The organism is Catellatospora tritici (assembly GCF_019083965.1).
Classification (GTDB): domain Bacteria; phylum Actinomycetota; class Actinomycetes; order Mycobacteriales; family Micromonosporaceae; genus Catellatospora; species Catellatospora tritici.
In genome coordinates, this window is record NZ_JAHRCY010000002.1 from 140002 (window position 1) to 153189 (window position 13188).

Genomic DNA, 13188 nt, shown 5'->3' on the forward strand with positions numbered 1-13188 from the left:
TGGGGTTCGGCCAGGTGGTAGCCCTGGGCGTAGGAGACGCCGAGCTGCGCCAGCGCGGACAGCTGCTCGGCGCTCTCCACCCCTTCAGCGGTGACGTGCAGCCCCAGACCGTGCCCCAGGTCGGTGAGCAGCTTCACGACGGTGTGGTCGCGCGGGTTGTGCAGCATCCCGGCCACGAACGCCCGGTCGATCTTCAGGCCGTGCACCGTCAGGGTGGACAGGTAGCGCAGGTTCGTCGACCCGGCCCCCATGTCGTCGAGGGCGAGCCGCACCCCCGACTCGATGAGCCGTTCCAGGCGCGGCCCGGCCTCGGCCAGGGTTTGCAGGTCGGCGTCCTCGGGCAGTTCCAGGCGCAGCCGCTGCGGCGGCAGGCCGGTCTCGCGCAGCACCTGCGTGACCATGGCGTCGAATGGGGTGGCCAGGGTCGGCGCGGACAGGTTGACGTTGACCCGGTCGGGCGCGGCGTCGCCGAGCGACCGGTCCAGCTCGAGCATGTCCGCGCAGGCGCGGTGCAGCACCCAGCGGTCCAGCAGTGGCAGGTGGCCGCCGCGCCGGGCCCCGGGCAGGAAGCGGCTGGGGGTGAGCAGTCCCATGCTCGGGTGCTGCCAGCGGACCAGCGCCTCCATCGACATCACCCGGCGGTCGGCGATACGCACGATCGGCTGGTAGTACAGGCGCAGTTCGCCGTGCTCGACGGCCTGGGCGACGGTGCGGTCGACCAGCTCGATGTCGCCGGACAGGCCCGCCTCCACCCCGATGGCGAGCTCCACCTGATTGCCGCCGGCCTGCTTGGCCCGGTACATCGCCATGTCGGCCTCACCGACCAGCGTCTGTGGGTCGGACAGGTCCCCGGAGACGGCCACGCCGACACTGGCGTACGGGTGCAGTGCCGGATCGTGCCTCCCGTCGCGGGCCGCGATCGCCAACAGGCAGCGTCGCCCCAGCTCCAGGGCGCCGCGCTCCATCGGCGCGTCCCGCGGTAGGCGGGAGAGCACGGCGAACTCGTCGCCGCCGAGCCGGGCCGCGATCTCGCCGGGCCGCAGCGCGTCGCGAAGCTGCCTGCCGACCAGCGTCAGCACGGTGTCGCCCGTCTGATGGCCGTGGGAGTCGTTGATGCGTTTCATGCCGTCGAGGTCCAGGAACGCGACGGCGACCCGATCGTGTCCGGTGCCGGCGTCGGCGCACGCGGCGACTAGCAGGTCCAGGAAGTGGGCGCGGTTGGCCAGCCCGGTGAGGTCGTCGCGGATGGCCCGGTGCGCGAACTGGGTCGCCAGCGAGTCGAACAGATGGGCGGCCGAGACGGTGCCGACGGCGCCGCCGTCGAGGTCTACGAGCACGTCGTCGTAGCGGTGGGCCAGGGGCCGGGTGCGCAGCAGGTGTGAGGTGGCCGCGACGGTGGTGTCGGCGGCCAGTCGCAGCGGGTTCCAGTCGGCGACCTCCGCGACCGGGCGCTGTCCCAAGAGCGCGCGACCGTAGCCGTACGGGCCGGACATGGCCTGGTCGAACCGGCCCCGCATGATCAGACCCAGCTCACCCGGGCGCGCCACGACCACCGCCGTCACGTCCGGACGGGCCCGGAAGGTCGCCTCGAGCTGCTCGCAGGTCTGGTCCGCCGTCACCACCAGGGCGCGGCGGACCAGCGACCTCAGATCAGGTGCTCCCCGCACAGGCACCTCCGTGTACGCCCGCATCCGCCATCCCGAAGGGTATTCATTGGCGGCCGGTCAACACTGGCCCGCGGCGCTCACGTCGCCACTGTTGGCGCAATGTTCACCGTCGAGCAACCTGATCGGTGTTACGAGGTGATCGTCAGCGGCACGGGCAGGCCCTGCACGACCTCGAGGACCGCCCGCTCGCCGAGCGGGCGGCTCAACCGGACCGGAGCCTGCCGTCGATAGCCGATCGCGGTGCAGGACTCGTGGTCGGAGTGCGGGCGGCCGAGCACGATGACCACGACCGCGGTGTCGGACTCGACCGCCTCGGTGGTGTAGTCGACGCCGCAGGGCTGGCTGGCCGGACCGGCGCTGCCGGTGAAGTGCACGACCAGCTGGGTGCGGTCGGACGAGACGGTCGCCGACTCGATCCCCACTCCGCCGGGGGCGTGGTACGGGTCCCACGAAGGCGGAACCACCCGCACGGTGGCACCGGCGTCCACGGCGACGCGGACGATGCGGACCGAACTGCCCTTGAGGGTGAACTCCCAACGGGGCACGGTCGCGGCGCCTCGCGTCGTCTCGATGACGCCGGTGGTGAGCTTCGCGCCGGTGACCTCGATCGGGGCGCAGCCGCCGCAGTCGGTACCGTGGCCCTCCACGCCCATCGCGGCGATCGCCTGCGTGGGCGTCAGCAGCGTGTACTCCCTGGTGACACCGTCGGCCCAGACCACCTTCCCGCGCGGTCTGTCGGGCGGCAGCGTCGTGACCGCGGTGACCTGCCCGGCCGCCAGGGCGAGCTTGTGGTCACCGTTGTCGGGCTCCCAGTCTCCGATCTGGTCGGTGAGCGACCGCACCGGGACGAACAACCGCCCCACCCCGGCGGACTTGACCGCGGCGTCGTACCTGGTGAGCGCCTCCTGTGCCTGCCGGTGCAGGCGGGCCACGCCGTCTTCCTCGGTGTTGCCGCCGCCCGATGCGGCCTCGCCACCGCGCCCGGCGCAGCCGCCGAGGGCGAGCACCGCTGACAGCAGCAGCGGTGCCCAGTGTCGTCGAGCCATCACGCTCACCTCCGCTGGCCTTGGACGCGGTTCGGGTCGTTCGCGCTCCCGCTCGACCGGCGTATGTCTGGCCAGGCCGCGTTCACTCCGTCAGGCGCAGGCGGGCCAGGTGTTCGGGCAGCCGCGCCTGGTACGGCGCGATCTCCAGTCCCTTGCGCCGCACGGAGGCGGTCAGCGCGAGGCGCGCCACGCCTCCCGCCGCCGCCGAGGCGGCCACGACCATGGTCAGCCACTCGACGCCGTCCAGGCGGGCCGTGGTGGTCTCCCGGAACCGCCAGCCCACCTCGCGGCCGCCCTCGCCGTGGGCGCGCAGGTAGTACTCGGCGATCGCCGGTTCGGCGGGAGCTTCGAACCCGACCGTGACCGCCGGGCTCCACGACACGGTGAACGCCAGCGAGGCGGGGCGGGTGCCGGTCGCGTGGGCGAGCCGGGCGGGGCTGAGACCGTACGCGACGGGATGGTCGGCGGAGCCGTCGAGGCTGCTCAGCGTGGCCGCGACCGCGGCGCGGGTGATCGGCTCCTCCCCGCCGGTGAAGCCGCAGGGCAGCGCCACCGCGACCAGCAGCCTGCCGTCGTCGCCCGTCACCCGGTGCACCACCGGCGCGCCGACGCGGCAGCGGGAGCCGGTGGCGGCGGGCAGCGACTCGCCCCCGTCGACCCCGACCAGGTCGACGTCGAGCAGGTCGGGATCTGCTGGCAGTGCCAACTCCACACGCATGGGCGTCCTCGCCAGTCGTCGCCGGAAAGCTGCCTGTCCTGTGCGCGTCGGCGTCGGAATCCGAGGCCGCCTCGGCGTATCGTAGCCGCCCTCTCGCCAATGCGACCGTGCCCGAACGGACGTCGCGTTGGGCACGTTTTCCGGGGTTAGGGTCGAGCGGGTGAGCGTGCTTTGGGATCCGGACGCGCCAGGGGTGCTTCGGTTGCCGTCGGGGCGGCTGGTGCGCGGCCGCGCGCTGCGACGCCCGCTGCCAGAGGGCCCACTCCCACACCTCGGGCTGTACCTGCTCGGCCACGAGCCGTCTCCGGTCTCCTGGCAGGCGCGCTGGCTGCGCTGGCCCGACTTCCGGCTGCCCACCGACCGCCTGGCCACCGCCGCCGCGCTGCGCGAGGCATGGACGCGAGCGGCCGTCGAGCGGGTCGAGGTCGCCTGCGCGGGCGGCCGCGGCCGCACCGGCACCGCGCTGGCCTGCCTGGCGGTGCTCGACGGCGTTCCCACCACCGAAGCCGTCGCCTACGTACGCGCGCACTACGCCCCGCACGCGGTGGAGACCCCCTGGCAGCGGCGATTCGTGCGGAGCTTCGACCCCGACGGCCCGACCTGACCGGCCTCACCGGCGCCCGCGTCGAGCGACGTGGCATCATCTCGGCCATGTTCGAGCTCGACGAAGACCCCAACCGGATCGCACTGGCCTACCGGGAGGAGGACGGGCAGGTGTTCCGCGAGATCGTGGCCGCGCGGCGGCTGCCCGGCGGGCTGATCGAGCTGCTGTCCAGCCCCGGTCTGGTGATGGGCTGTGCCGAGGGCGACGTGATCATCCTGGAGGGCATGGGCTTCCAGGTGGTACGCCGCGGGCCGAACCTGTGCGTGCAGGCCTACGCCGACCCGCAGTTCACCGATGAGGTGATCGACCGGTTCACGGCGGCCTTCGCCGGGATCGGCGGCCGCGTGGACGCGCCCGAGCACCGGCAGTTCGTCGTGGTCACCGTGGCCGCCGACGCCGGCACGGGCGCCGTCGAGGCGATCATGGAAGAGCTGGCGGCGGGCGTACCCGGCCTGGAGTGGCAGTTCGGCAACGCCGCACACTGACCGACCGGTCCATCCCGGATCCCACGCCCGGCCATTCGCACCCGCCGCTACATTGTCGACGCGCCGAGGTGAAGATCCTCGGGTAGGACACGGGGAGCGGCAATGACACTGACGGCGTCCGAACAGCACCCACCGGTGACGACCCCCGGCCCGGCGAAGGGCCGAGCCAAGTGGCGCGTTCTCGCAGTGGTCGGCGGTGTCGCCGTGCTCGCCGCGGCCGCGCTGGTGGTGGTCCATTTCGTACGTTGGTCCGGACAGGACACTCCGGCCGTCGCGCCCTCCCCGAGCGCGGCTGCCGTCGGGCCCGAGTCGCCGCGCGAGATCGCTCACCTGCCGGCGAGCGCGTACTTCGGCGACGATCCGAAGACGGGCCTCGTGGCGTTCTGCGACGGGGAAATGATCAAGATTCTGGATGTGTCCAAGCCCGAGGAGCCTCGCGAGGTGTCGGGCGTGCCCGTCGCCTACTGCTCCGGGCAGGCCGCGTGGAACTCCGGGGCACAGCGGGTGACGGCGGTGTCGACCTATGAACCGGCGTCTGTGACGGTGCTGAACGTCGCCGATCCGCGGCAGCCGACGAAGACCGTGGTTCGCCCGGTGCTGGCCGATCCCGCGGGCGGCGAGGCGAAGCCTCGCAACGCCGTCTTCAATGACTCGGGAACCGTCCTCGCGGTCGCCGAGTCGGGTGGCGTGGTGCTGTGGCCCGGCGCGCTCGACGGCCGTCCCCGGCCCCTGATCAAGACCTCGGATGCCTACGCGCTGGCCTTCCATCCCGGAGGACGGGTCCTGGCGACCGGGGTGAAAGGCGGCGAGGTCGTGCTCTGGAACGTGCGAAACGCGGGCAGCGCGTCGAAGATCGCCACCCTGCGCGGCCATCACGGTGCGGTCCATTCGATCGTGTTCAGCCCGGACGGCAAGCTCATGGCCACCGGCGGCGCGGACCAGAGCATGATCCTGTGGGACGTCAGCGACCCCGCCAAACCGGTACGGGCATCCGCGACGGACCTGCACGACGGCGCCGTACTCTCGCTGGCGTTCAGTTCCAGCGGCAAGACCCTCGCCACCGGGACCGGGTTCGGCTCCGCGACGCTCTGGAACGTCACCGATCCGGCCAAACCTGCCAAGGGCGCGGTTCTGGACAGCCGCTACATCGACGAGGCGCATTCCGTGCGGTTCCGGGCCGACAACCGCACCGTGATGATCGCCGGATACGTCAGCGGCGGTGACTACCTGGTCTTCTGGGACGTCCCTGGTATCGCCTGAGCTGACCTCGGGGAATAGCGTTCCCGGGGGCACGGTTGCGATCAACTGTCGCAAGGTAGGGAGAGGCTGGGCATGTCCGCACCGCTGGAGTTCGCACTCGACACGTTCGGTGACGTCACCGTGGACGCCGACGGCGCCACGCTGCCGTACCCGCAGGTCATCCGGAATGTGGTCGAGCAGGCGGTGCTCGCCGACAGCCTGGGTGTGGACGCGTTCGGCATCGGCGAGCACCACCGTGCCGACTTCGCGGTCACCGCCCCGGAGATCGTGCTCGCGGCCATCGCCGCCCGCACCGAGCGGATCCGGCTGAGCACCGCGGTGACCGTGCTGAGCTCGGACGACCCGGTTCGCGTATACGAGCGGTTCGCCACCCTCGACGCCGTCTCCCACGGCCGGGCCGAGATCATCCTCGGCCGGGGCTCGTTCACTGAGTCGTTCCCGCTGTTCGGCTACGACCTCGGCCAGTACCAGGAGCTGTTCGAGGAGAAGCTCGACCTGCTCGACAAGCTGCTCGACGAGGGGCCGGTGACCTGGCAGGGCGAGCTGCGCGCCGGGCTGACCGACCAGCACGTCTACCCGAAGACCGAGTCGGGGCGCATCCGCACCTGGATCGGGGTCGGCGGCAGCCCCGAGTCGGTGGTGCGCGCCGCCCGGTACGAGATGCCGCTGATGCTGGCCATCATCGGCGGCCAGCCGGAGCGCTTCGCGCCGTACGTCGACCTGTACCACCGGGCGCTCGCCGAGTTCGGCGTGGCGACGCTGCCGGTGGGCCTGCACTCGCCCGGCCATGTGGCCGACACCGACGAGCAGGCCCGCGAGCAGCTGTGGCCGCACTACCGGGTCCTGCACGACCGCATCGGGCGCGAGCGCGGCTGGGGCCCGACCAGCCGGGCCCGGTTCGAGGCCGAGGCCGACGTGGGTTCGCTCTACGTCGGCTCGCCGGAGACGGTCGCGGCGAAGATCGCCAAGACGGTACGGGCGCTCGGCGTGTCCCGGTTCGAGCTGAAGTACAGCTCGGGCACGCTGCCGCACGAGGCGATGATGACCTCCATCGGCCTGTACGCCGAGCAGGTCGTCCCCCGCGTACGGCAGCTGCTGTCCGCCGACGCGCCAGCGTCGTAGCCCTGGCCTATCGTCTGCCGCATGTTCGCAGACCGTCGCGCCGTACCGTTGCTTGTGGACTTCGGCGGCGGCGCCGTGACAGTCATCCGGCACACCCCGGTGGTGAACCTGACCGGCCGGGGCGAGTTCCGGGTGCCCGCCGCGGGCCCGGTCGACTGGTCGCAGCTGGACCTGCTGCCCGAGTGCGTCACGCTGGAGTGGGCCGGTGCCGCCCGGGGCCTCACCACAGCCCTGGCCGACCGCGACATCCGCTACCTGTACTGGGACGACGCGGTTGGCGACGTCGATCTGAGCGGCACCCGCGTGACGAACGTCAGGCTCAGCGGCGCGGGCCTGCGCAGCGTGCGCCTGGGCGGGGGCACCACGTCGCTGATGCTGCGGGGCTGGCCGCCGGACCTGGTCGTGGACGCCCCGGAGCAGGGCCACCGACTGAGCCTGACCCTGTTCGGCGGTGCCGACGACGTGACGGTGCCCGAAGGTCTGCGGCGAGTGCCGACCCTGTGGCTGACCGTCGACCGGTCGCTGTCGGCGGCGGCGCTGGCGGACCTGACCGACCTCACCGACCTGCGCATCTGCTTCGACCAGACCCCCGGCACCCTCACCGACCTGCCGGAGCTGGCCCGGCACCGGCTGCGGCGGCTCCAAATCGACGAGGCGTACGACGTGGACCCGGGCGACCTGCCCGAGCTGCCGTTGCTGGAGTGCCTGGAACTGTGCGGCACGCGCCGCAGCACCGCGCGGGCGCTGCGGGAACGGTTCAAGGGCACGCCGGTCAGGGTGGCCGTCGACGGGGCGAAGTCCGACGCCTGGCTGGCCAAGTACCTCGACAATCCGTTCCGCGACTGGGCCGAGCAGTCCCGGGTGTTCGGGCTGGCGGCGTGCAAGGCGTACACACGGGCGCGCACCGCGGTCGACGCGGTGGCGGCAGACGATCCGCGGCGGCTCGCGTTGCTGGAGAAGGCGATGCGGGGGCTGATCGCCGATCTCAACAAGATCGAGGAGGAGCACGGGCTCATCGACACGATCAACCGCGAGCACGCGGGCGAGGTCTTCGACGAGCTCGCGCGGCGGGTCGGGGTTCCATCGGAGCTGGCCGACGAGTGGTTCGACGACCGCGCCTGGTGACAGCGCCGGAACGTGGCGCACCGCGGCTCAGTGTTCGCGCGAAGCTCCGGGGTACGGAGGCACCGCGGCCGCGATCCCGGCCGGGCCCGCGTCGGCGGGCGGTCGCCAGAACAGGGCGGCCAGGTCGGGCAGGAGCGCGCTGGGCAGGGCCAGGAACACCACGTACTGCAGGGGCCAGGCCAGGAACATCGCCACCGGTAGCCCGCCCGGCAGCTCCGGGCCCGGGAAGTGGGCGTAGGCCCACTGCCGGTGCACGGCGTTGGGGACCTCGTACGTCAGCGACACGACCGCTGCCGCCAGCACGATGGCGGCGAAGGGCACCCAGTAGCGGTGTCGCGCGGCGCTGACCGGTGCACCGCTGAGCAGCGTCACCCCGGCGGCGGCCAGGACGGCGTAGCCGAACGGGGGAGCGGTCGAGGTCGGACCCGTGACGCCGAACGCGAGGCCACGCTCGGCGTACCAGCGGATGGACAGCGCCAGAAACGCGGCGAGCACCAGCCCGCCGACCGGCCAGAGTCTGACGGTGCCGCGAATCGGTCGGGAGCGGGTGACGGCGTCGAGAACGGCCTTGGCCGCCAGGTAGCTCTCCACGATGAGCAGCCAGTACAGCGCGAAGCCCGGGATCAGCACCAGTGCGTAGAACCACGACGTCCACCACGGGTAGTACCAGAGGCGGCCCAGCCACTGCCCGACGATCTCCAATACCAGCCCGGCGGTGGCGCCGCAGGCGAGCATTCGCGGCAGCATCAGGGGACTACGCGTGACCACGTCCCACAGGGACGTGCCGCCGAAGGCGTCGCAGATGCCCTCACCGGCGACGATGCCGCCGACCACGAACAGCGCGGAGCAGAGGCCGAGGGCGAACACGGGCACCAGCGCGAGCCCGAACAGGCGGTCCTGCGGCGGCGCGAACATCGACGCGGGGACCACCACCTGGAAGAAGGAGGCGATGAGCAGTACCGCGCCGATGCCGATCTTCAAGGCCGCCGCCCGCCCCACGCTTCGAGTATCGCGCCGACGGCGAGCTGATGGGCCGGATCCGGAGCTCCGCCGGTGCGCGACCAAGCCACCCGAGTCCCGGCCTCTGGACAGGAACGTGCGACGCGGAGCAGGGCCGACCGCCCGGCCGCGACCCCATACCTCCGGTGAGCCGGGCTTGCGACCCCATACCGCCGGTGCGCCGGGCTTGCCGGCCGGGAAGCTCAGCCAGGCTTGGCGGCCAGGAAGCCGAACAGGTCTGGCACTCCGCCCGGTCCGGCCTCGGCGGTGCGAACCAACCGCAGTCCGGCGTCGGTGACCGCGTTGAGCAGGTCGGCGAGCGGAATCTGCCACCCGCCGACGCGGGCCCGTACCCCGTTGGGGTTCCAGGTGTCGAAGGTGTGGCCGCGCTCGGCGTAGCGCTGGTCGACCACGACCCGCGGCGCGTCACTCCAGTCGGCGAACGCGCCGACGAAGCACGGGTGCACGCCGAGGTGCACGAACCGGCCGCCCGGCCGAAGCACGCGCGCGATCTCGGCGATGACCTTCCCGTAGTCGGGGACGTCCGTACTGGCCAGCACGCAGGTCGCGGCGGGCAGGCGGCTGTCGGCGATGGGCAGCGCCGCCGCGTCGGCAACGGCGACCGGCAGGTATCGCGCCGCGTGGCGTAGCTGCTCGCGGGACAGGTCCACCCCGATCGGCGTCCACCCCAGCCCGGCCAGGGCGGGGACGTGGGCGCCGGTGCCGCAGCAGACGTCCAGGCAGGCACCGGTGCCGGGGCCGAGCAGGTCCGCGAGGGTGGCGTGCACCCGCCGCAGGTAGTCCCCGGCGGCCGGTGACATGAACTCGTTGTACCAGTCCGCATGGGCGTCGTACGCCGCGATAACTCCCATGTGGACCACGCTAGCCGCGTCGCGGTGCGGTGACCGTCCTGTTCGCTCTGAGCGTCGGGAAGGCGGCGTCGCGCACCGCCGCGCGCACCTCGTCCGGTGACCCGTGCGCGTCCACGACGGTGAACCCGGCGAACTCCGGCAGCCCCCGGTACGCGGCGTCGGCGGCCGTCAGGTATGCCAGTTCCTCGCGGTCGATGCCGCGCAGCTCCACCCGGCGCTGCGCCTGCGCCGGGTCGACGGCCAGGTAGCAGACCACCTCCGGTCGCGGGAACAGACCGTACGCGATGCGGGCGAGTCGTTCGCCGCGCTGGCGGCGGGTGCGGATGGCGGCGTACTGGCAGTAGGCGTATCGGTCCATGACGGCGACGCGGCCGCCCAGTCGGGCGCCGAGCACGGTCCGCCCGATGGCCAGCCACCGGATGGTCGCCTCGACCAGCAGGTTCCCGCCCCGTCCGAGCAGCGCGGGGCCGTCGGCCCGGCCGAACACGCGCGCGATCCGGGTGATGACCGGCCGCCCGCCCGCGTTCTCGTAGTACCTCGCGGGCACACCCGCCTCGGTCAGGTCGCGAGCCAACCGCCGGGCGAGAGTGGTCTTGCCCGCGCCGTCGATGCCGACGATCGCGATGAGCACGGGTCGGGGCATCGCACGATGCTAGCCGCCGCGGTCACGTGCCCGGATTCGGGCAGGTCAGGCCCCACCGGCCGGGGTTTGCGGGGACAATGGCGGGGTACGGGCCAGGTGAGCCCGCTTGGAGGTCTGGTCCGATGACGCACTGGAGTGTCGACGTCACCATCGACGAGCCGGACGCCGAGGGGCATACCCGCGCGGTCGCCCGGCTGGTCTCCGGACCGAACGCGCCCCGGCTCGACGGGGCGGGAGAGGCCGTGCGGACCAGGTTCGACGACGACGTGCCGGAGATCGGCGCGGAGCTGGCCGCGGGCCGGGCGCTCATCGCGCTCGGACAGCGTCTGCTGGCCCAGGCAGACGCCGATCTGGAACGGACTCCGGCGTGAGCGTGACCGGCGGCGTCCCGGCCGTGGCGCCGACGGTGCCCGACCAGACGCTGGACCTCCGCCCGTTGCTGCTGGCCGAGTTCGAGCCGGTGCTCGAACCGCTCGCCGACGCCGGTCCCGGCGTACGGCAGGTGCTGGTGGCCTCGGCGTCGAAGTACGAGTCCACCCGTGAGATCGCTCAGGCGATCGCGGCGGAGCTGACCGGGCGCGGGCTGGAGGTCACCGAGACCGACGTGGACGAGGACAGTAACCTCGTCATGGACTCCTTCGACGCGTTCGTGCTGGGCAGCGCGGTCTACGCGGGCCAGTGGCTGCAACCGGCCCGCTGGTTCGTGCAGCGCCACGAACCGGTGCTGGCCGCCAAACCGGTGTGGCTGTTCTCCAGCGGCCCGCTCGGCCCACCCGCGACCTGGGAGGAGCCCGTCGACGTGGCCGGGATCGCCGAAGCGACCAAGGCCCGCGAGCACCGCGTCTTCGCGGGCCGCCTGGAGCTGGAGCGGCTGACGGCGGCCGACCGGGCGGTGGCGGCGGCACTGCGCGCACCCGAGGGCGACTTCCGCGACTGGACCGCGATCCGGTCCTGGGCCGGGCACATCGCCGACGCGCTGACCGGCGGCGGCCCGCAGACCATGGTCCAGACCGACATCGTGCCGAACTAAGCGAACCTCGCGCCGAACTGAGGGACCCCGCGCCGAACTTCGCGGCCCCCGCGCCGAACTGAGGGGACCCTGCGCCGACTGGGCGGACCCTGCGCCGTCTGATCGGCTCGGTGCCGAATGACTGGACCTCGTGTCGACTGAGTGAAGAAGGGCCCCTTCTACATCGCGAAGCGATAAGAAGGGGCCCTTCCTTACCTCGGGGTCAGTGACGGGCGGGCTCGGCGGGCTCGGCGGGCTCAGCGGGTTCGGTAGGTTCAGTGGGTTCGGGGTGTGAGGTGGCGGCGGTGGCGGCCGGGGTGCGGGCGTCGCGGCGGTTGGCGACCAGGCTCGCCACGGTCACGGCGACCAGCACCGCGATGATCACGCTGAGCGAGAGCAGGGTCGGCACCTCGGGCAGGGCAGGCCATACGCCGTGTGCCCAGTGCAGCACCAGCTTGACGCCGATGAAGGCGAGGATCAGGGCCAGGCCGTGGTTGAGGTAGCGCAGCTTGCCCAGCGCGTTGTGCAGGACGAAGTACAGGGCGCGCAGGCCCAGCAGGGCGAAGGCGTTGGTGGCGAAGACCAGGTAGGGGTCCTCGGTGACGCCGTACACGGCGGGGACGGAGTCGACCGCGAAGACGATGTCGGTGAGGAAGACCGCGGCCACCACCAGGGCCATCGGGGTGAGCGCGCGGACACCGTCGCGGCGTACGGTCAGCCGCGAGCCGTGGTAACGATCGGTCACCGGCATGAACCGGCGCAGCAGCCGTACGCCGCGCATGCTGTCGATGTCGATCTCGTGCGGGCCGCCGCGTACGGCGTCGCGCAGCACCTTGGCCGCGGTGACCAGCAGCACCGCGCCGAACAGCACGAACGCCCAGGTGCCGGTCTTCAGCACGGCGGCACCGGCGGCGATGAACACCGCCCGCAGCACCAGCGCGCCGACGATGCCGTACAGCAGCACCCGCTGCGCGAGCGCGGCGGGCACGGCGAACGCGGTCAGCAGCAGCATGAAGACGAAGAGATTGTCGACGGACAGGGACTTCTCCACCACGTACCCGGTGAAGAACTCGACCGCGGGCGTGCCGCCGTGGCGCGACCAGAGGAAGAGACCGAAGGCGACCGGAAGGGCGAGATAGAAGACGGTCCAGCCGATCGCCTCGCGCATGCTGACCTCGTGCGGTCGGCGCGTGATGACGAAGTCGAGAGCGAGCAGGCCGAACAGTGCCAACACGGTGATCGCCCAGAGCCAGGGCGTGCCGATCGTGGTGGCAGCGGCGAGCGTGTCGACGGGCATGATGAGACTCCAGACGTTGCTGTCTGAGGTCTCCCTCGCCCGCGTCGTGGCGGGCGCCCGTCCGGGGCCGGCTGGGCCGGTCCGTGATGACCGGAACGGTCTGGTGAGGTACTCCCCTCGGACGCCGATGATAGCGGCCCCACCTGGGAGTTTCCTGGACCCAGCGCCCCACGCGACCCTCACGACGCTCGAGTACCGCCCGACGGGGTGGGCCAAGATCGCTCAAGTTGCCGGGCAATCGGGCGTATCTTGGGGCGCTATTCCCCCGATTGCCCGGCAAATCGAGCGCGACGTCGCGGCGGGACGCGCGGGACGCGGCGGACGCGGCGGGACGCGGCGGA

The 13188-nt window shown here is 72.3% G+C and carries 13 protein-coding genes and 1 pseudogene; 7 read left to right on the forward strand and 7 right to left on the reverse strand.

From position 1 onward, the window contains the following. Positions 1–14: 14 nt before the first annotated feature. The 3 genes and pseudogenes from KUA19_RS42410 to KUA19_RS04490 form a co-directional block, all read right to left on the reverse strand. Positions 15–1691, reverse strand: a pseudogene (locus KUA19_RS42410) (putative bifunctional diguanylate cyclase/phosphodiesterase); the annotation flags it as partial. 104 nt (positions 1692–1795) lie between these two features. After that, positions 1796–2713: a hypothetical protein gene (locus tag KUA19_RS04485; protein WP_217394823.1), complete on the reverse strand. Its 918-nt coding sequence runs from the start codon at positions 2711–2713 to the stop codon at positions 1796–1798. An 82-nt stretch (positions 2714–2795) separates the two neighbouring features. Then, positions 2796–3431, reverse strand: coding sequence for a hypothetical protein (locus tag KUA19_RS04490; RefSeq protein ID WP_217394824.1), 636 nt, complete (start codon positions 3429–3431; stop codon positions 2796–2798). A 160-nt stretch (positions 3432–3591) separates the two neighbouring features. On the opposite strand from KUA19_RS04490, the gene KUA19_RS04495 reads away from it, so the two are divergent. From KUA19_RS04495 to KUA19_RS04515, 5 genes are all read left to right on the forward strand, one after another. Then, positions 3592–4035, forward strand: coding sequence for a protein-tyrosine phosphatase family protein (locus KUA19_RS04495; protein WP_308167328.1), 444 nt, complete (start codon positions 3592–3594; stop codon positions 4033–4035). Positions 4036–4082: 47 nt separating this feature from the next. Further along, complete coding sequence (locus KUA19_RS04500; RefSeq protein WP_217394825.1) at positions 4083–4520, forward strand: DUF4265 domain-containing protein; 438 nt, start codon at positions 4083–4085, stop codon at positions 4518–4520. A gap of 204 nt (positions 4521–4724) precedes the next feature. Further along, positions 4725–5780: a WD40 repeat domain-containing protein gene (locus KUA19_RS04505; protein ID WP_217394826.1), complete on the forward strand. Its 1056-nt coding sequence runs from the start codon at positions 4725–4727 to the stop codon at positions 5778–5780. Between the two features lie 72 nt (positions 5781–5852). After that, positions 5853–6902 carry an LLM class flavin-dependent oxidoreductase gene (locus tag KUA19_RS04510; protein WP_217394827.1) on the forward strand — a complete coding sequence of 350 codons (1050 nt, stop codon included), beginning with the start codon at positions 5853–5855 and terminating at the stop codon, positions 6900–6902. 21 nt (positions 6903–6923) lie between these two features. Beyond that, entirely contained in the window at positions 6924–8027 is a 1104-nt protein-coding gene (locus KUA19_RS04515) for a hypothetical protein (protein WP_217394828.1), read from the forward strand. 27 nt (positions 8028–8054) lie between these two features. Here the strand turns inward: KUA19_RS04515 and KUA19_RS04520 are convergent, their stop codons facing one another. The 3 genes from KUA19_RS04520 to KUA19_RS04530 form a co-directional block, all read right to left on the reverse strand. Beyond that, positions 8055–9026, reverse strand: coding sequence for a hypothetical protein (locus KUA19_RS04520; protein ID WP_217394829.1), 972 nt, complete (start codon positions 9024–9026; stop codon positions 8055–8057). Positions 9027–9229: 203 nt separating this feature from the next. Next, the gene (locus KUA19_RS04525) at positions 9230–9898 is read right to left on the reverse strand and encodes a class I SAM-dependent methyltransferase (protein ID WP_217394830.1); all 669 of its coding nucleotides are present in this window, start codon (positions 9896–9898) and stop codon (positions 9230–9232) included. A 10-nt stretch (positions 9899–9908) separates the two neighbouring features. Beyond that, positions 9909–10541 (reverse strand): dTMP kinase, encoded by a 633-nt coding sequence (locus tag KUA19_RS04530; RefSeq protein ID WP_217394831.1) that lies wholly within the window; start codon positions 10539–10541, stop codon positions 9909–9911. A gap of 122 nt (positions 10542–10663) precedes the next feature. On the opposite strand from KUA19_RS04530, the gene KUA19_RS04535 reads away from it, so the two are divergent. Further along, the gene (locus KUA19_RS04535; RefSeq protein ID WP_217394832.1) at positions 10664–10912 is read left to right on the forward strand and encodes a dsRBD fold-containing protein; all 249 of its coding nucleotides are present in this window, start codon (positions 10664–10666) and stop codon (positions 10910–10912) included. Then, positions 10909–11571: a flavodoxin domain-containing protein gene (locus KUA19_RS04540; protein ID WP_217394833.1), complete on the forward strand. Its 663-nt coding sequence runs from the start codon at positions 10909–10911 to the stop codon at positions 11569–11571. The genes KUA19_RS04535 and KUA19_RS04540 overlap by 4 nt, the downstream gene beginning before the upstream one ends. A gap of 202 nt (positions 11572–11773) precedes the next feature. Here KUA19_RS04540 and KUA19_RS04545 read toward each other — a convergent pair whose 3' ends face one another. Then, positions 11774–12847 carry a TerC family protein gene (locus KUA19_RS04545; RefSeq protein WP_217394834.1) on the reverse strand — a complete coding sequence of 358 codons (1074 nt, stop codon included), beginning with the start codon at positions 12845–12847 and terminating at the stop codon, positions 11774–11776. Positions 12848–13188 lie beyond the last annotated feature (341 nt).